Raw genomic sequence first — 17,581 nt, 5'->3', positions numbered from 1 at the left:
AAATATCATAATTAACTGCGCTTAGATTAACGCGTCTAAAGGCTTATTTGTACTATAATATGTCTTTAGTATGATCTAGGTCGCATTGATTTTTTATTCATTGGTAAGGGTTTGATTAAGTCATTGTTTTAATTGGATTTAATTGGATTTAATTGGTTATGTATTTTGTTTTATATATGAAATAAAGTGAGGGGTAAATGTTTATATGTATTACAATATAAGCAAAAGCGCTTACTTTACTTTATCTATAAGATTTTAATTATAACCGTAACAAATGTGCTACAAATTGGTGTATTGTGCGACGCCATTCACGTTGATTTGGAACTCTATTCTGGAAATTCTTATATTAGGATTTCAAGTGTAGCTCATTGTTTTCACCTCGCTATTTTGTGTTTGTCTGCGGTTCTGTAGCCTTTCCATGCTATTGATTAATTTTTTCGTGCTAGAGAGACGCGTATTTGGAATGTTTGTCACTGAGTGGGCGTTAAACTGGACGACGGGACACACTTTCGGCTCACTTTGTCTATTGTGGTCTTCAGTGCATGCTATGAGAGATGTTTGACGACGTATTAAAAAGGAATATTGTCGGATAAGGGGATGGATAAGGAGCTGGATAAGCGGTAGAGAGCACCAGTAACGCTTCGCTAGATGCATACTGAGGTCGCTTGAAAGCCTTACATCACTCGTTCTTGCCTGTCTTAGTCACGGAGCTGTACGAGGCCATAGGGAGAGCGGCGGTAGGGTATGGGGAAACAGAGCGTTGATTGAGCGTGTTTTACGGTTAGTCAGCGCAATAAACGCCAGATAACAAAAAGCCCCACCGAAGTGAGGCTTTATCACGAAATCTAAAACAGATTAAGCGTTAACGTGATCAACTGCGTCACGAACAAGCTTGCCTAGTTCGTCCCACTTACCTTCATCGATAAGGTTAGTTGGAACCATCCAAGTACCGCCACACGCAAGTACAGAAGGGATCGATAGGTATTCATCAACATTCTTCAAGCTTACGCCACCAGTAGGCATGAATTTAACAGGGTAAACGGCTGTTAGTGCTTTAAGCATGCCAGTACCGCCTGAAGGCTCAGCAGGGAAGAACTTCAACGTGCGAAGACCCATTTCCATTGCTTGCTCAACTAGGCTTGGGTTGTTAACACCCGGTACGATTGCAACACCTTTATCGATACAGTATTGAACAGTACGCGGGTTGAAACCTGGGCTTACGATGAAATCAACACCAGCTTCGATAGATGCGTCAACTTGCTCGTTAGTCAGTACCGTACCTGAACCGATTAGCATGTCTGGGAATTCTTTACGCATGATGCGAATCGCTTCGATTGCACATTCTGTACGTAGTGTAATTTCTGCACATGGCATGCCATTTTCAACCAACGCTTTACCTAGAGGGATAGCGTCTTCAGCACGGTTGATCGCGATTACAGGAATTACTTTTAGGTTTGCTAGTTGTTCATTTAATGTCGTCATGAATTCTTTCTCACGTTAAATGTGGGCCTGCTTTCAACTAAGCAAACCCTTGATTAATAGTTAAAGTGCGTAATTATAGAGACAGATCAGGCGTCGCTTCTAGAGGAATGATAGCACCTGGATGCTGAATCACGGTTCCTGCCACAATATGACCTGCAAATGCAGCATCACGAGCACTACCGCCACTCAAACGCTTGGCCAAGAAGCCTGCACTGAACGAGTCGCCGGCGGCAGTCGTATCAACGATGTTGTCTACAGGGTTGGGTGCAACGTATTGAGCGCTTTGGCTTTCAACCACTAAGCAGTCTTTCGCGCCACGTTTAATGACGATCTCTTTCACACCAGACTCAGACGTACGTGTAATACACTGTTCAATGCTTTCGTCGCCGTACAGCTCTTGCTCATCATCAAACGTCAGCAGGGCCGTATCTGTGTATTTAAGCATTTTCAAATACCAAGAAATCGCTTCTTGTTGGCTTTCCCAAAGTTTAGGTCGGTAGTTATTGTCGAAGAATACTTGGCCGCCTTGAGCTTTGAATTTGTCTAAGAAGTTGAATAGCTGCGTGCGACCATTTTCTGTCAAGATTGCCAGCGTAATACCACTTAAGTAAACCGCGTCAAAAGAGAACAGCTTATCAAGAAGAGCAGGCGTATCTTCCTGATCAAACATGAACTTCGCTGCAGCATCACTACGCCAGTAGTGGAAACTGCGTTCACCAGTTTCATCGGTCTCGATGTAGTAAAGCCCTGGTTGTTTGTGATCCAACTGAGCAATTAAGCTAGTGTCGATACCTTCCGCTTGCCAATTTTTTAACATGTCGGTACTGAATGGGTCAGTGCCTAGTGCAGTTACGTAGCTCGTGTTGATATCTTGCTCTTTTGTTAAGCGTGACAAGTAAAGTGCAGTATTCAGCGTATCACCACCAAAACTTTGCTTAAGCCCGTCTTGTTTCTTTTGTAGCTCAACCATGCACTCGCCAATGACCGCGATGTTTAATGATTTCATATGCTTACCTTAGCAACTGAGGTTGCGCTAGTTGTTATTTTAGGAAATCTTCACGCGCAGGGTTGAAGATATCAAGAAGGATGCTGTCTTGTTCTAGAGCAACTGCACCGTGCATCATGTGTTTACGAGCGAAGTAAGCATCGCCTTCTTTAAGCACTTTCTTCTCGCCGTCGATTTCAGCTTCGAAGCTACCACGAACAACATAACCGATTTGGTCGTGAATTTCGTGAGTATGAGGGTGACCAATCGCGCCCTTATCAAAACACAGGTGTACAGCCATAAGGTCGTCAGTGTAAGCAACGATTTTACGCTTAATGCCGCCACCAAGTTCTTCCCATGGGTTTTCATCTAGGATAAAGAAAGAGTTCATTGTGTATCTCCTAATCTGTTTAAATCTTTTAAGTGTTACTTAACTTGCATCCATCATAAGGTAATGAGCCTAATTGTAATACAATATATCTAAATTTGTGTGATATTGATCAAGCGATAGTTTATATAGCGTAAATGAATCAACAACTTAAGAAATGCTTGGTATCTGGCATTAGTTAACTGCATCAATGGCTTACGGTGAATTATGTGACTCTACTCATCATTTGGCGACGAATAGGTATAATTAAAGCTCATATTGTATTACTTTATGTGGAGTTTGAAAATTTAATCAAAGTTTAAGCAGATAAACTCTTTATTGAGGGTGACAAAGAATATGACGACTAAACCAGTATTGTTGACTGAAGCTGAAATCGAACAGCTTCATCTTGAAGTGGGCCGTTCTAGTTTAATGGGCAAAACCATTGCAGCGAACGCGAAAGACCTAGAAGCATTCATGCGTTTACCTATTGATGTTCCAGGTCACGGTGAAGCAGGGGGTTACGAACATAACCGCCATAAGCAAAATTACACGTACATGAATCTAGCTGGTCGCATGTTCTTGATCACTAAAGAGAAAAAGTACGCTGACTTTGTTACAGAATTACTAGAAGAGTACGCAGACAAATACCTAACGTTTGATTACCACGTACAGAAAAACACCAACCCTACCGGCCGTTTGTTCCACCAAATTCTGAACGAACACTGCTGGTTAATGTTCTCAAGCTTAGCTTACTCTTGTGTTGCTTCAACACTGACACAAGAACAACGTGACAACATTGAGTCTCGCATTTTCGAACCAATGCTAGAAATGTTTACCGTTAAATACGCACACGACTTCGACCGCATTCACAACCACGGTATTTGGGCAGTAGCCGCTGTGGGTATCTGTGGTCTTGCTTTAGGCAAGCGTGAGTACCTTGAAATGTCAGTGTACGGCATCGACCGTAACGACACTGGCGGTTTCTTAGCGCAAGTTTCTCAACTGTTTGCACCTTCTGGTTACTACATGGAAGGCCCTTACTACCACCGTTATGCGATTCGCCCAACGTGTGTGTTCGCTGAAGTGATTCACCGCCACATGCCTGAAGTTGATATCTACAACTACAAAGGCGGCGTGATTGGCAACACAGTACAAGCGATGCTTGCGACGGCTTACCCGAACGGTGAGTTCCCGGCTCTGAATGATGCTTCTCGTACTATGGGTATCACAGACATGGGTGTTCAAGTTGCCGTCAGTGTTTACAGCAAGCATTACTCTTCTGAAAACGGCGTAGACCAAAACATTCTCGGTATGGCGAAGATTCAAGACGCAGTATGGATGCATCCATGTGGTCTTGAGTTATCTAAAGCCTACGAAGCCGCTTCTGCTGAGAAAGAAATCGGCATGCCTTTCTGGCCAAGTGTTGAGTTGAACGAAGGCCCTCAAGGTCACAACGGCGCACAAGGTTTTATCCGTATGCAGGATAAGAAAGGCGACGTTTCTCAGCTAGTGATGAACTACGGTCAACACGGCATGGGTCACGGCAACTTCGATACGCTGGGCATTTCTTTCTTCAACCGCGGTCAAGAAGTGCTGCGTGAATACGGCTTCTGTCGTTGGGTGAACGTTGAGCCTAAATTCGGCGGCCGTTACCTAGACGAAAACAAATCTTACGCTCGTCAAACGATTGCTCACAACGCAGTAACGATTGATGAAAAATGTCAGAACAACTTTGATGTTGAACGTGCAGACTCAGTACACGGTTTACCTCACTTCTTTAAAGTAGAAGACGAGCAAATCAACGGTATGAGTGCATTTGCTAACGATCACTACCAAGGCTTTGACATGCAACGCAGCGTGTTCATGCTAAACCTTGAAGAGCTAGAATCTCCGCTACTATTAGACCTTTACCGTTTAGATTCTGAGAAAGGCGGCGAAGGCGAACATCAATACGACTACTCACACCAATATCAAGGTCAGATTGTTCGTACTAACTTCGAATACCAAGCAAACAAAGAGCTGAACACTCTAGGTGACGATTTCGGTTACCAACACTTATGGAACGTGGCAAGCGGTGAAGTGAAGGGCACAGCACTTGTAAGCTGGCTACAAAACAACACTTACTACACGTGGCTAGGTGCAACGTCTAACGACAATGCTGAAGTGATTTTTACTCGAACAGGCGCTAACGATCCAAGCTTCAACCTACGTTCAGAGCCTGCGTTCATTCTACGTAACAAAGGAGAAACAACACTGTTTGCTTCTGTTGTTGAAACGCACGGTTACTTCAATGAAGAATTCGAGCAATCAGTTAATGCACGTGGTGTAGTTAAAAACATCAATGTTGTGGCTCACACCAATGTCGGTTCGGTAATAGAGATTACGACAGAGAAATCAAACGTGACAGTGATGATCAGCAACCAACTTGGCGCGACTGACAGCACTGAACACAAAGTAGAACTGAACGGCAAAGTATACATCTGGAAAGGCTTCTACTCAGTAGAGACAACTTTACAAGAAACGAATTCAGAAGAACTTAGCACTGCAGGGCAGGGGAAATAATAATGAGCTATCAACCACTTTTACTTAACTTTGATGAAGCAGCTGAACTTCGTAAAGAACTTGGCAAGGATAGCCTATTAGGTAACGCACTGACTCGCGACATTAAACAAACTGACGCTTACATGGCGGAAGTAGGCATTGAAGTACCAGGTCACGGTGAAGGCGGCGGTTACGAGCACAACCGTCACAAGCAAAACTACATCCATATGGATCTAGCAGGTCGTTTGTTCCTTATCACTGAAGAAGCAAAGTACCGTGACTACATCGTTGATATGCTGACAGCGTACGCGACGGTATACCCAACACTTGAAAGCAACGTAAGCCGTGACTCTAACCCTCCGGGTAAGCTGTTCCACCAAACGTTGAACGAGAACATGTGGATGCTTTACGCTTCTTGTGCGTACAGCTGCATCTACCACACCATCTCTGAAGAGCAAAAACGTCTGATCGAAGACGATCTTCTTAAGCAAATGATCGAAATGTTCGTTGTGACTTACGCACACGACTTCGATATCGTACACAACCACGGCTTATGGGCAGTGGCAGCAGTAGGTATCTGTGGTTACGCAATCAACGATCAAGAGTCTGTAGACAAAGCACTATACGGCCTGAAACTAGACAAAGTAAGCGGCGGTTTCTTAGCGCAACTAGACCAACTGTTTTCGCCAGACGGCTACTACATGGAAGGTCCTTACTACCACCGTTTCTCTCTGCGTCCAATCTACCTGTTCGCAGAAGCGATTGAACGTCGTCAGCCTGAAGTTGGTATCTATGAATTCAACGATTCAGTGATTAAGACAACGTCTTACTCTGTATTCAAAACGGCATTCCCAGACGGTACATTGCCAGCTCTGAACGATTCATCGAAGACAATCTCTATCAACGATGAAGGCGTTATCATGGCAACGTCTGTGTGTTACCACCGTTACGAACAGACTGAAACTCTGCTTGGTATGGCTAACCACCAACAAAACGTTTGGGTTCATGCTTCAGGTAAAACATTGTCTGACGCGGTTGATTCAACAGACGACATCAAAGCATTCAACTGGGGTAGCCTGTTTGTAACCGACGGCCCTGAAGGCGAGAAAGGCGGCGTAAGCATCCTTCGTCACCGTGACGAGAAAGACGACGATACGATGGCGTTGATCTGGTTTGGTCAACACGGTTCTGATCACCAGTACCACTCTGCGCTAGACCACGGTCACTATGATGGCTTGCACCTAAGCGTATTCAACCGTGGCCACGAAGTACTGCACGATTACGGCTTCGGTCGCTGGGTAAACGTTGAGCCTAAGTTTGGCGGTCGTTACATTCCAGAGAACAAGTCTTACTGTAAGCAGACGGTTGCTCACAACACAGTAACGGTTGATCAGAAAACGCAGAACAACTTCAACACAGCATTGGCTGAGTCTAAGTTTGGTCAGAAGCACTTCTTCGTAGCAGACGACCAGTCTCTGCAAGGCATGAGCGGCACAATTTCTGAGTACTACACAGGCGTCGACATGCAACGCAGCGTGATTCTTGCTGAACTTCCTGAGTTCGAGAAGCCGTTAGTGATTGATGTTTACCGCATCGAAGCTGACGCTGAGCACCAGTACGACTTGCCCGTTCACCACTCTGGTCAAATCATCCGTACTGACTTCGATTACAACATGGAAAAAACGCTTAAGCCATTAGGTGAAGACAACGGTTACCAACACTTATGGAACGTTGCTTCAGGCAAAGTGAACGAAGAAGGTTCTCTAGTAAGCTGGCTACATGACAGCAGCTACTACAGCCTAGTAACCAGCGCGAATGCGGGCAGCGAAGTGATTTTTGCTCGCACTGGTGCTAACGATCCAGACTTCAACCTTAAGAGTGAGCCTGCGTTCATCTTACGTCAGTCTGGTCAAAACCACGTGTTTGCTTCTGTACTAGAAACGCATGGTTACTTTAACGAGTCTATCGAAGCCTCTGTAGGCGCTCGTGGTCTAGTTAAATCAGTGTCTGTTGTGGGCGATAACAGTGTCGGGACTGTTGTTCGCATTCAGACTACTTCTGGCAACACTTACCACTATGGTATTTCAAACCAAGCTGAAGACACGCAGCAAGCAACTCACACTGTTGAGTTCGCGGGTGAGACATACTCGTGGGAAGGATCATTTGCTCAACTGTAAATGATTAACATACATGTCGTTTAACGACGACATGTATTGATGTGGTGCTTTGCGGGAACGAAGCATCACATTGAATTCAGTCGTGATTGCAAAATCGTTCGTTGATACCAACAACGACTGAATACATCGGGAATAAGTCAAACCGAGTAACTCACTGTGAGTTACTCGGTTTTTTTATGCGTGTAGGAAACAAATGGAACGTTCAACAAACGAAAAGCCTACTCTGCAAGTAGGCTTTGATAGACATCCATGATGTATTGATTAGATAAAGGCTTTTCTTGCTTTGGCTGCTAACCATTCAGAGAAGACGACTGTCACTAAAATCGCAAAGAAAATCACAGTCACTTGAGGCCATGCCAGTATTGCCATCGACTCTTGCAGTTTTAAGCCGATACCGCCAGCGCCCACCAAACCTAACACTGTTGACTCTCGAATATTGATGTCCCAACGGAACAAGCTCGTGCCGATGAAACTTGGCATTACTTGCGGAAGAATGCCGTAGTTCAATACTTGTAGTGGGGATGCCCCCGACGATTGAATCGCTGACATCTGCGTGACGTTTACTTCTTCAATCGCTTCGTACATCAACTTAGCTACGAAGCCAATCGAGCGCAGCGCAATCGCGATAATACCTGCCAATAATCCCGGGCCGATGATAGCCACCAACAGGAGCGCCCAAATTAGGGAGTTGATCGAACGACTTGCCGCAATGATGAACAGTGCGATAGGCCTGATAAACGTTGTGCTTGGCGTTGTGTTGCGTGCGGCTAAGAATGCAACTGGAAATGCCAGTACGATTCCTAACAGTGTGCCAAGTGTTGCGATGTTGATTGTGTCCCACAAAGGGTTCCAAAGTGACTCTAAATAACTCCATCTTGGTGGCCACATACGTGACGATATATCAGCAAGTTGGTTGGGCGAATCAGTCACAAAGTACCAAATCGTGTCCTTGTTCATGACTTGCCATGCAAAAACCGTCAGGGCAACAAAGCAAAGCCAGCCTAGCCATAGCATTAGGCTGGCTTTGCTGTCATAACGTTGCCATTGGGTACGATTCATGGCGCTTGAAGGTGTGTCATTTAGCGTGCTCATTTAGTCGTTCCTTACTGCACATGCTTGCGAATGATGGTCGATAGATATTCACACAACATCACGATCACGATAATAATCAATAGAATAGCGGCCGCTGCGCTGTATTCGTAGCGGTCCATGGCGGTGTTCAATGTTGCGCCGATACCCCCTGCGCCAACAATACCGATTACAGCAGATTCACGGAAGTTGATGTCGAGTCGGTACATCGAAAGCCCGATAAAGCGTGGCATTACCTGTGCTTGAATCGCATAGTTCACTTGTTGTAACCAACTCGCGCCAGTCGCACGCATTGCGGTGAGCGGCGCTGGGTCAATAGCTTCAATCTCATCGGCAAACAGTTTTGCGAGAAAGCCGATGGTTGCGAATGTCAGCGTGACAAAACCCGCAAACGTACCAAAGCCAAACAGAGCCACACACAGAATCGCAACGATGATCTCCTGTAAGCTACGAGCGATCGAAATAAACGCACGGCAGAATAGATAAACGGGAGTAGGGGCAAGGTTTTTGGCTGCGCCTAATCCGAATGGGATTGAAAGAATGACACCTGCCACGGTTGATGTGAGCGTCATGGTTAAGCTCTCAATTAAACCTTGTGAGATGTTGTTCCAACGGCCACCAAAATCTGGGTTCATGAAAGCTAAAATGAACTGCCAGCCACGCTCGCTGCCTTCGTAGATTCGAGCCCAGTTTACGTGTACCGATTGAGTCGCAAGGTATAAGTACACCGCGACAATGATGATCAAACTCCAACGTAACCATGAGTTGGATATCAGTGGCGGCTTCGTCCACTGTGTCGGGTATTGTTTGGGATTCTGTTGTGCTGACTTCAAATGTTGCTGAGCTTGATTTGGATATGGCTGAGTCATATTGTTGCCTCAGACAAGCGAGGGTTCATGATGATGAGATCATCTTCCTCTTCTTCTGCTTGTTGGCTCCAATCTTCTTCACCGTAGATCTGTGTGAGTACGTCTTCGGAGAGTAGGTTTGGTTTGTCATCAAATACCACACAGCCAGCATTTAGGCCGACAACACGGTCGACAAACTGTTTCGCTAACTGAACATCGTGAATATTGATGATGGCTGGGAGTTGTTGCTCTGAACAAATCTCGCTAATCAATCGCATGATCTGGCGCGCAGTACGTGGATCAAGTGCCGCTGTTGGCTCATCAATCAACAGTAATTTTGGCTTCTGAGCGAGTGCACGTGCAATACCAACGCGTTGACGCTGGCCACCTGATAGGGCATCGGCTCTTTTATTGGTGTGCTCTAATAAGCCAACGCGGTCGAGCAGAGCATAAGCGGCTTGGATATCCGACTCGGGGAAGCGACGAGTAAAACTTTGCCAGAAGTTTACGTATCCCAAACGCCCTGAAAGCACATTTTCCATCACCGTTAAGCGCTCAATCAATGCGTACTCTTGGAAAATCATCCCAATTTCACGTCGTGAATGTCTTAGTTGTCGCTTAGACAGTGTCTCTAGGTTGGTGTTGGAGAAGATAACTTCGCCGCTGGTGGGCTCGGTTAGTCGGTTAATACAGCGAATCAGCGTTGATTTACCCGCACCAGATGGGCCAATCAATCCAACGACTTCGCCGGCATTGACCGATAAGCAAACGTTGGTCAGGGCTTTGTCAGAACTTGAGTAGTGCTTGGTAAGCCCTTTAAGGGTAAGAGTAGACATAGAATTCCTATAAGAGCGGTGTACTAAGAGTTCGCCTGAGACAGGCATGGAAAGTAAACCGAAAGAGTGATGAATAACTGCAGGCGCGTAAGCCCGCAGTTAGTTTTATCAATGTGTGATTGGCTTTTTAGTTCGGTTGAACTTAGCTACACGTGTAAGACACTTTATTAGCGGTATCGATAGTGCGGATCACTTCCCAGTGCTCTTGGTAAGTGATCGGAACAAACTTCGCTTCGCCGTTACGCTCAAATTCTTCTTGAAGTTTCGTGCCTTCCCAGTCGAAAGTGAAAAAGGCCTTTTGAATCTTCTCTTGAAGCTCTGGCGTTAGGTTGTGCGCTGTGCCGTAAGCCGTTGTTGGGAAGGTTTGTGATTTGTAGATGCTCTTGATTTGACCTTCTTTCACCACTTCACGTGAAAGCATGCGGTTTAGTACTGAGTTAGCGACGGCTGCTGCGTCGTAATCTTTGTGCGCTACACCCAGAATTGAGTTGTCATGGGCACCAGAGAAAGCCGGTTTGAAATCACGCTCAGGTTGAAGCTGGTATTCAGCATCCAGAATCGCAGAAGGGGCTTTGAAACCAGAGTTTGACGTTTGCGATGTGAATGCTAGGTTTTTGCCTTTTAGGTCTTCAACCTTTTCGATGCCTGAATCTGGGTGCGTGATGATTTCCATTTCGTAACCGAAAGAACCATCTTCAGCGGCCATCATTGTAAATGGAGCAAAGCCAGCACAGTTAACCGCTAGTGGCGTTGAACCAGTGTTGAAACCTGCGATATGTAGACGACCTGAACGCATTGCTTCAATTTGAGCTGCGTTATTTTGAACAGGGAAGAAACGAATCGTTTTTTCGGTTGTTTTTTCAAGGTGGCTCAAAAACTCGCTCCACACATCAGCGTATACTGCTGGATCTTCAACTGGCGTGTAAGCAAAAATTAGCGTGTTTGGATCCACCCATTGTGATTCATCTTGGGGTACATCGGCGACCAAGTTACCAGAGCGGTCTTCGTATCGCGTATCCATCGCTAATGCAGAACCAGAAAAAATCAGCGCAGCAGTAATCGCGCTTTTAAGCGTGAGATTTGTTTTTGTCGGTTTCATTATGTCAGTCCAATTGAGTGATTTGTTGGAAGGAAGTATAGGAATCGAGGATGACAGAACCGATGCTTTTTGATGACGGATTTATGAATGGTGTAACATAATGTTTCTAGCAGAGTAGAATTAGCTACTTTCTAAGTGTTTGATTAGGCAACTAAATTAATAGTCTGTGATTCGTTTGGATTTTACTCAATTGGCTGTAGGTTGAAATACTGTTATAGTGATCCTTAAATAATACATAAACATAACATATAAAATAAGTGAACTTATGGTTACCACTTTTAATTCAATTTCGGGCTCGAAGCGCAGCCTGCACGTGCAAGTAGCTCGTGAAATCGCTCGTGGAATCTTGTCTGGCGAACTGCCACAAGGTTCTATTATTCCTGGTGAAATGGCGTTGTGTGAACAGTTTGGTATCAGCCGAACGGCACTTCGCGAAGCTGTTAAACTATTGACCTCTAAAGGTCTGTTAGAGTCTCGCCCGAAAATCGGTACTCGTGTAGTCGACCGCGCATACTGGAATTTCCTTGATCCTCAACTGATTGAATGGATGGACGGCCTAACCGACGTAGACCAATTCTGTTCACAGTTCTTAGGTCTTCGCCGTGCGATTGAACCTGAAGCGTGTGCGCTGGCGGCAAAATTTGCGACCGCTGAGCAACGTATTGAGCTTTCAGAGATCTTCCAAAAGATGGTCGAAGTGGATGAAGCTGAAGTGTTTGACCAAGAGCGTTGGACAGACATTGATACTCGTTTTCACAGCTTGATCTTCAATGCGACCGGAAACGATTTTTACCTGCCATTTGGTAACATTCTGACTACGATGTTCATCAACTTCATCGTGCACTCTTCTGAAGAAGGAAGTACGTGTATCAATGAACACCGTAGAATCTATGAAGCTATCATGGCCGGTGATTGTGACAAGGCGAGAATTGCTTCTGCCGTTCACTTGCAAGATGCTAACCACCGTTTGGCGACTGCGTAATAGAAACGATTTAGAGTGCATCTGAGCCATCTCACATTGAGATGAACAGCCACACGCTCAGATAAACGACTTAAAAAGGTATGCCAAGCGCATGCCTTTTTGGTTTTTAGGCCTCGTGTTGCACCATCTGTAGCACTATTTTGGGGCAGCCTTTTCGCTACGTCTCTTAAGCTATTCTTCCACGTTACAATCCGCCTTATTTTTAACGTCAACGTAACAATCCCAAATCATCGTTCTAAACACACATTTTTAGACTGTCCGTATCAGACAAATAGTTATGCGACAGTCGGGATTTTTTACCTCTAAGTATTCTAAATCTGCGATAACACAAACAGGGTTCGTGGATTTAGAATACTTAGATATTTGAATTGAATTCTAATGATATTACCCGCTCGATTTCGATAAAAAACACTGGTTTATTGTGTGATGAATGATGCGGATTTGGTCACGGATTCTCTTTTATTATTTTTTAGGTCTTTATGTTTATATGTGTTTGGTTGTATTTGTTAATAAGTGTGCAAAGTCTCACTTTTATTTTAAGTTGTTGTTTTTAAAATTAAATTTATTTTAAGTGTTTGATCTTTTGGGTTTTTACCTAAAACCCTAACAATTTCCTTAATGGATTAGCCATATTCCATCCTATGTCATATATATAATTAACTTAATCAATCAAAATAAGATCACCATCACTTATTTGGATTATTGTACTACAAATAAAGAGTCGAATTTCCTATAGTCCTCGTAACAAATTAAAACGGACAAAGGATACACGATGGAACTCAACACGATTATTGTCGGCATTTATTTCCTATTCTTGATTGCGATAGGTTGGATGTTTAGAACATTTACAAGCACTACTAGTGACTACTTCCGCGGGGGCGGTAACATGTTGTGGTGGATGGTTGGTGCAACCGCCTTTATGACCCAGTTTAGTGCATGGACATTCACCGGTGCAGCAGGTAAAGCGTATAACGATGGTTTCGCTGTAGCGGTCATCTTCGTAGCCAACGCATTTGGTTACTTCATGAACTACGCGTACTTCGCGCCGAAATTCCGTCAACTTCGCGTTGTTACGGTAATTGAAGCGATTCGTATGCGTTTTGGTGCGACCAACGAACAAGTATTCACTTGGTCTTCAATGCCGAACTCAGTGGTATCTGCGGGTGTGTGGTTAAACGCATTAGCAATCATCGCTTCGGGTATCTTCGGTTTCGACATGAACATGACTATCTGGGTGACTGGCCTAGTGGTCTTGGCGATGTCGGTAACAGGTGGTTCATGGGCGGTAATCGCATCTGACTTCATGCAGATGGTTATCATCATGGCGGTAACGGTAACTTGCGCGGTTGTAGCGGTTGTTCAAGGTGGTGGTGTTGGTGAGATTGTTAACAACTTCCCAGTACAAGATGGTGGTTCGTTCCTTTGGGGCAACAACATCAACTACCTAAGCATCTTTACGATTTGGGCATTCTTCATCTTCGTTAAGCAGTTCTCTATTACTAATAACATGCTTAACTCTTACCGTTACCTAGCGGCTAAAGACTCAAAGAATGCAAAGAAAGCCGCACTGCTTGCTTGTGTGTTGATGTTGTGTGGTGTGTTTATTTGGTTCATGCCTTCTTGGTTCATTGCAGGCCAAGGTGTTGATTTATCAGCGGCTTACCCGAATGCAGGTAAAAAAGCGGGTGATTTTGCTTACCTATACTTTGTACAAGAGTACATGCCAGCAGGTATGGTTGGTCTATTAGTTGCCGCGATGTTTGCAGCGACAATGTCTTCAATGGATTCTGGTCTAAACCGTAACTCAGGTATCTTCGTTAAGAACTTCTACGAAACAATCGTTCGTAAAGGTCAAGCATCTGAGAAAGAGTTAGTAACCGTATCTAAAATTACTTCAGCGGTATTTGGCTTCGCTATTATCCTTATCGCACAGTTCATCAACTCGCTTAAAGGTTTGAGCCTGTTTGATACGATGATGTACGTAGGTGCGTTAATCGGTTTCCCTATGACGATTCCTGCATTCCTTGGTTTCTTCATCAAGAAGACTCCGGACTGGGCTGGTTGGGGTACGCTAGTTGTTGGTGGTATCGTATCTTATGTGGTTGGTTTTGTTATCAACGCGGAGATGGTAGCAGCGGCGTTTGGTCTTGATACTCTAACAGGACGTGAATGGTCTGACGTTAAAGTTGCGATTGGTCTGATTGCTCACATCACGCTAACTGGTGGCTTCTTCGTACTATCTACGATGTTCTACAAGCCTCTATCAAAAGAACGTCAAGCGGATGTTGATAAGTTCTTTGGCAACTTAGATACACCATTAGTAGCAGAATCGGCAGAGCAAAAAGTGTTGGATAACAAACAACGTCAAATGCTTGGTAAACTGATTGCGGTAGCGGGTGTTGGTATCATGTTGATGGCTCTTCTGACTAACCCAATGTGGGGACGCCTAGTCTTCATCTTATGTGGTGTGATAGTTGGTGGTGTCGGTGTTCTACTTGTGAAAGCGGTCGATGATGGCGGCAAGCAAGCGAAAGCAGTAACCGAAAGCTAATACATAGAAACGTTTATAATAGAATGCGACGACTCGAAAGGGCGTCGCATTTTTTATTCTGCGGAACCGGAAAACCGTCAGGTGAAAGATATCTGACCTAAATCACGAAAACTGTACAAAGTGGTTCAATCGAATCGAAATATATTCAATTGTCCTACAATAAGACGTATATTATTGCTAATTCCTTTCAATCAACTTGAAAAATAAGTGAGTTAGAATGAGCGACCAAAAATCTCTTGATGCAATCAGGAAGATGAAGCTGGAAAACGATACTTCAGCAGGTAATCTTGTAGACCTACTCCCTATCGAAGTTCAAACACGTGACTTTGACCTATCATTCCTAGACACCTTGAGCGAAGCACGTCCGCGTCTTCTTGTTCAAGCTGATCAGTTAGAAGAATTCAAAGCGAAAGTGAAAGCTGATGAAGCTCACTGCATGTTTGATGATTTCTACAACAACTCGACAGTTAAGTTCCTTGAGACTGCGCCTTTTGAAGAGCCTCAAGCGTACCCAGCTGAGACGGTAGGCAAAGCTTCTCTATGGCGTCCTTATTGGCGTCAAATGTACGTTGATTGCCAAATGGCACTGAACGCGACACGTAACCTAGCGATTGCTGGTGTTGTAAAAGAAGACGAAGCGCTCATTGCGAAAGCAAAAGCTTGGACTCTAAAACTGTCTACGTACGATCCAGAAGGCGTGACTTCTCGTGGCTATAACGATGAAGCGGCTTTTCGTGTTATCGCTGCTATGGCTTGGGGTTACGACTGGCTACACGGCTACTTCACAGATGAAGAACGTCAGCAAGTTCAAGATGCTTTGATTGAGCGTCTAGACGAAATCATGCACCACTTGAAAGTGACGGTTGATCTATTGAACAACCCGCTAAACAGCCACGGTGTTCGTTCTATTTCTTCTGCTATCATCCCAACGTGTATCGCGCTTTACCACGATCACCCGAAAGCAGGCGAGTACATCGCTTACGCTCTAGAATACTACGCAGTACACTACCCACCATGGGGCGGTGTAGACGGCGGTTGGGCTGAAGGTCCAGACTACTGGAACACACAAACTGCATTCCTAGGCGAAGCATTCGACCTGTTGAAAGCATACTGTGGTGTAGACATGTTTAACAAAACATTCTACGAAAACACCGGTGACTTCCCACTTTATTGTATGCCTGTTCACTCTAAGCGCGCGAGCTTCTGTGACCAGTCTTCAATCGGCGATTTCCCAGGTTTAAAATTGGCTTACAACATCAAGCACTACGCAGGTGTTAACCAGAAGCCTGAGTACGTTTGGTACTACAACCAACTGAAAGGCCGTGATACTGAAGCACACACTAAATTCTACAACTTTGGTTGGTGGGACTTCGGTTACGACGATCTTCGTTTTAACTTCCTTTGGGATGCACCTGAAGAGAAAGCACCATCGAACGATCCACTGTTGAAAGTATTCCCAATCACGGGTTGGGCTGCATTCCACAATAAGATGACTGAGCGTGATAACCATATTCACATGGTATTCAAATGTTCTCCGTTTGGCTCAATCAGCCACTCTCACGGTGACCAAAACGCATTTACGCTTCATGCATTTGGTGAAACGCTAGCGTCAGTAACAGGTTACTACGGTGGATTCGGTGTAGACATGCACACTAAGTGGCGTCGTCAAACGTTCTCTAAAAACCTTCCACTGTTTGGCGGTAAAGGTCAGTACGGCGAGAACAAGAACACAGGCTACGAAAACCACCAAGATCGCTTCTGTATCGAAGCGGGCGGCACTATCTCTGACTTCGACACAGAATCTGATGTGAAGATGGTTGAAGGTGATGCAACGGAATCTTACAAGTACTTCGTTCCTGAAATCGAATCTTACAAGCGTAAAGTCTGGTTCGTTCAAGGTAAAGTATTCGTAATGCAAGACAAGGCAACGCTTTCTGAAGAGAAAGACATGACTTGGCTAATGCACACAACTTTCGCAAACGAAGTGGCAGACAAGTCTTTCACTATCCGCGGCGAAGTTGCGCACCTAGACGTAAACTTCATCAACGAGTCTGCTGATAACATCACTTCAGTTAAGAACGTTGAAGGCTTTGGCGAAGTTGACCCATACGAGTTTAAAGATCTTGAGATCCACCGTCACGTTGAAGTGGAATTCAAGCCATCGAAAGAGCACAACATCCTGACGCTTCTCGTTCCTAATAAGAACAAAGGCGAGCAAGTTGAAGTGTCTCATAAGCTTGAAGGCAACACGCTACTACTCAATGTTGACGGTGAAACGGTTTCAATCGAACTGTAATCCGCTGAAGTAACAGAAGCTAGATACTAAAAACTCCGAGTGAAAGCTCGGAGTTTTTTTGTTTGTCTAGTTAGTTAGTTAGCTAGTTAAGTTGGATAAGTGGCAACCCGATCAGGTTGAAAGAAAACTTGATTGGCCTGGTGGAAACCACCGTCTTAAGTAACTCAAGCACTGAGCCCAGTCTTACAACGGTTTAGTTAGCGTCACGGCGGTTTAGTCAGTTTTACCGTGAACTACCTTCGTCACTGGCTGAGTAAGGGAGTAGTGAACTATACATAGGTAAAGGCGTAGCTTGTTCTTACTAATCGTATGACATTTAACGTAT

Annotated in this window: 12 protein-coding genes; 5 read left to right on the top strand and 7 right to left on the bottom strand. The window is 44.7% G+C overall.

The window, feature by feature from the left end; all coding sequences use genetic code 11:
• Positions 1-855: 855 nt before the first annotated feature.
• From AC3CHU_RS09410 to AC3CHU_RS09400, 3 genes are all read right to left on the bottom strand, one after another.
• A complete protein-coding gene (locus tag AC3CHU_RS09410; RefSeq protein ID WP_017069898.1) occupies positions 856-1,482 on the bottom strand; it encodes a bifunctional 4-hydroxy-2-oxoglutarate aldolase/2-dehydro-3-deoxy-phosphogluconate aldolase in 627 nt (208 codons plus the stop codon).
• 73 nt (positions 1,483-1,555) lie between these two features.
• On the bottom strand, positions 1,556-2,488 hold the full coding sequence (gene kdgK, locus AC3CHU_RS09405) for a 2-dehydro-3-deoxygluconokinase (protein WP_017077178.1): 933 nt from the start codon (positions 2,486-2,488) through the stop codon (positions 1,556-1,558).
• Positions 2,489-2,522: 34 nt separating this feature from the next.
• On the bottom strand, positions 2,523-2,858 hold the full coding sequence (locus tag AC3CHU_RS09400) for a cupin domain-containing protein (protein WP_004733502.1): 336 nt from the start codon (positions 2,856-2,858) through the stop codon (positions 2,523-2,525).
• A gap of 333 nt (positions 2,859-3,191) precedes the next feature.
• Here AC3CHU_RS09400 and AC3CHU_RS09395 point away from each other — a divergent pair, with 333 nt between their 5' ends.
• Positions 3,192-5,399: a heparinase II/III domain-containing protein gene (locus AC3CHU_RS09395; protein WP_488524416.1), complete on the top strand. Its 2,208-nt coding sequence runs from the start codon at positions 3,192-3,194 to the stop codon at positions 5,397-5,399.
• 2 nt (positions 5,400-5,401) lie between these two features.
• Positions 5,402-7,555 carry a heparinase II/III domain-containing protein gene (locus AC3CHU_RS09390; RefSeq protein ID WP_488524415.1) on the top strand — a complete coding sequence of 718 codons (2,154 nt, stop codon included), beginning with the start codon at positions 5,402-5,404 and terminating at the stop codon, positions 7,553-7,555.
• A 261-nt stretch (positions 7,556-7,816) separates the two neighbouring features.
• Here the strand turns inward: AC3CHU_RS09390 and phnE (AC3CHU_RS09385) are convergent, their stop codons facing one another.
• From phnE (AC3CHU_RS09385) to phnD, 4 genes are all read right to left on the bottom strand, one after another.
• Positions 7,817-8,647 (bottom strand): phosphonate ABC transporter, permease protein PhnE, encoded by an 831-nt coding sequence (gene phnE, locus AC3CHU_RS09385; protein ID WP_488524414.1) that lies wholly within the window; start codon positions 8,645-8,647, stop codon positions 7,817-7,819.
• 11 nt (positions 8,648-8,658) lie between these two features.
• A complete protein-coding gene (gene phnE / locus AC3CHU_RS09380; RefSeq protein ID WP_017110881.1) occupies positions 8,659-9,513 on the bottom strand; it encodes a phosphonate ABC transporter, permease protein PhnE in 855 nt (284 codons plus the stop codon).
• Positions 9,510-10,328: a phosphonate ABC transporter ATP-binding protein gene (gene phnC, locus AC3CHU_RS09375; protein ID WP_488524413.1), complete on the bottom strand. Its 819-nt coding sequence runs from the start codon at positions 10,326-10,328 to the stop codon at positions 9,510-9,512. Before phnC ends, phnE (AC3CHU_RS09380) begins: the two co-directional genes overlap by 4 nt.
• A 142-nt stretch (positions 10,329-10,470) precedes the next feature.
• Positions 10,471-11,427: a phosphate/phosphite/phosphonate ABC transporter substrate-binding protein gene (phnD, locus tag AC3CHU_RS09370; protein ID WP_488524412.1), complete on the bottom strand. Its 957-nt coding sequence runs from the start codon at positions 11,425-11,427 to the stop codon at positions 10,471-10,473.
• A gap of 265 nt (positions 11,428-11,692) precedes the next feature.
• Between phnD and AC3CHU_RS09365 the strand changes: the two genes are divergently transcribed.
• The 3 genes from AC3CHU_RS09365 (at position 11,693) to AC3CHU_RS09355 (ending at position 17,256) form a co-directional block, all read left to right on the top strand.
• Positions 11,693-12,409 carry a FadR/GntR family transcriptional regulator gene (locus AC3CHU_RS09365; protein ID WP_171316132.1) on the top strand — a complete coding sequence of 239 codons (717 nt, stop codon included), beginning with the start codon at positions 11,693-11,695 and terminating at the stop codon, positions 12,407-12,409.
• A gap of 772 nt (positions 12,410-13,181) precedes the next feature.
• Positions 13,182-14,960 carry a sodium:solute symporter family transporter gene (locus tag AC3CHU_RS09360; RefSeq protein WP_017092953.1) on the top strand — a complete coding sequence of 593 codons (1,779 nt, stop codon included), beginning with the start codon at positions 13,182-13,184 and terminating at the stop codon, positions 14,958-14,960.
• A gap of 217 nt (positions 14,961-15,177) precedes the next feature.
• Positions 15,178-17,256, top strand: a complete 2,079-nt coding sequence (locus AC3CHU_RS09355; protein WP_488524411.1) for a DUF4962 domain-containing protein — start codon at positions 15,178-15,180, stop codon at positions 17,254-17,256.
• Positions 17,257-17,581: the final 325 nt, after the last annotated feature.

The organism is Vibrio sp. QJM3NY_39, from assembly GCF_057785895.1.
This window is presented reverse-complemented; position numbering and strand designations above follow the sequence as displayed.

Coding starts and splice junctions, on each gene's coding strand:
- AC3CHU_RS09410 (WP_017069898.1), bottom strand. CDS start 1,482: ATGACGACATTAAATGAACAACTAGCAAACCTAAAAGTAATTCCTGTA.
- kdgK (WP_017077178.1), bottom strand. CDS start 2,488: ATGAAATCATTAAACATCGCGGTCATTGGCGAGTGCATGGTTGAGCTA.
- AC3CHU_RS09400 (WP_004733502.1), bottom strand. CDS start 2,858: ATGAACTCTTTCTTTATCCTAGATGAAAACCCATGGGAAGAACTTGGT.
- AC3CHU_RS09395 (WP_488524416.1), top strand. CDS start 3,192: ATGACGACTAAACCAGTATTGTTGACTGAAGCTGAAATCGAACAGCTT.
- AC3CHU_RS09390 (WP_488524415.1), top strand. CDS start 5,402: ATGAGCTATCAACCACTTTTACTTAACTTTGATGAAGCAGCTGAACTT.
- phnE (WP_488524414.1), bottom strand. CDS start 8,647: ATGAGCACGCTAAATGACACACCTTCAAGCGCCATGAATCGTACCCAA.
- phnE (WP_017110881.1), bottom strand. CDS start 9,513: ATGACTCAGCCATATCCAAATCAAGCTCAGCAACATTTGAAGTCAGCA.
- phnC (WP_488524413.1), bottom strand. CDS start 10,328: ATGTCTACTCTTACCCTTAAAGGGCTTACCAAGCACTACTCAAGTTCT.
- phnD (WP_488524412.1), bottom strand. CDS start 11,427: ATGAAACCGACAAAAACAAATCTCACGCTTAAAAGCGCGATTACTGCT.
- AC3CHU_RS09365 (WP_171316132.1), top strand. CDS start 11,693: ATGGTTACCACTTTTAATTCAATTTCGGGCTCGAAGCGCAGCCTGCAC.
- AC3CHU_RS09360 (WP_017092953.1), top strand. CDS start 13,182: ATGGAACTCAACACGATTATTGTCGGCATTTATTTCCTATTCTTGATT.
- AC3CHU_RS09355 (WP_488524411.1), top strand. CDS start 15,178: ATGAGCGACCAAAAATCTCTTGATGCAATCAGGAAGATGAAGCTGGAA.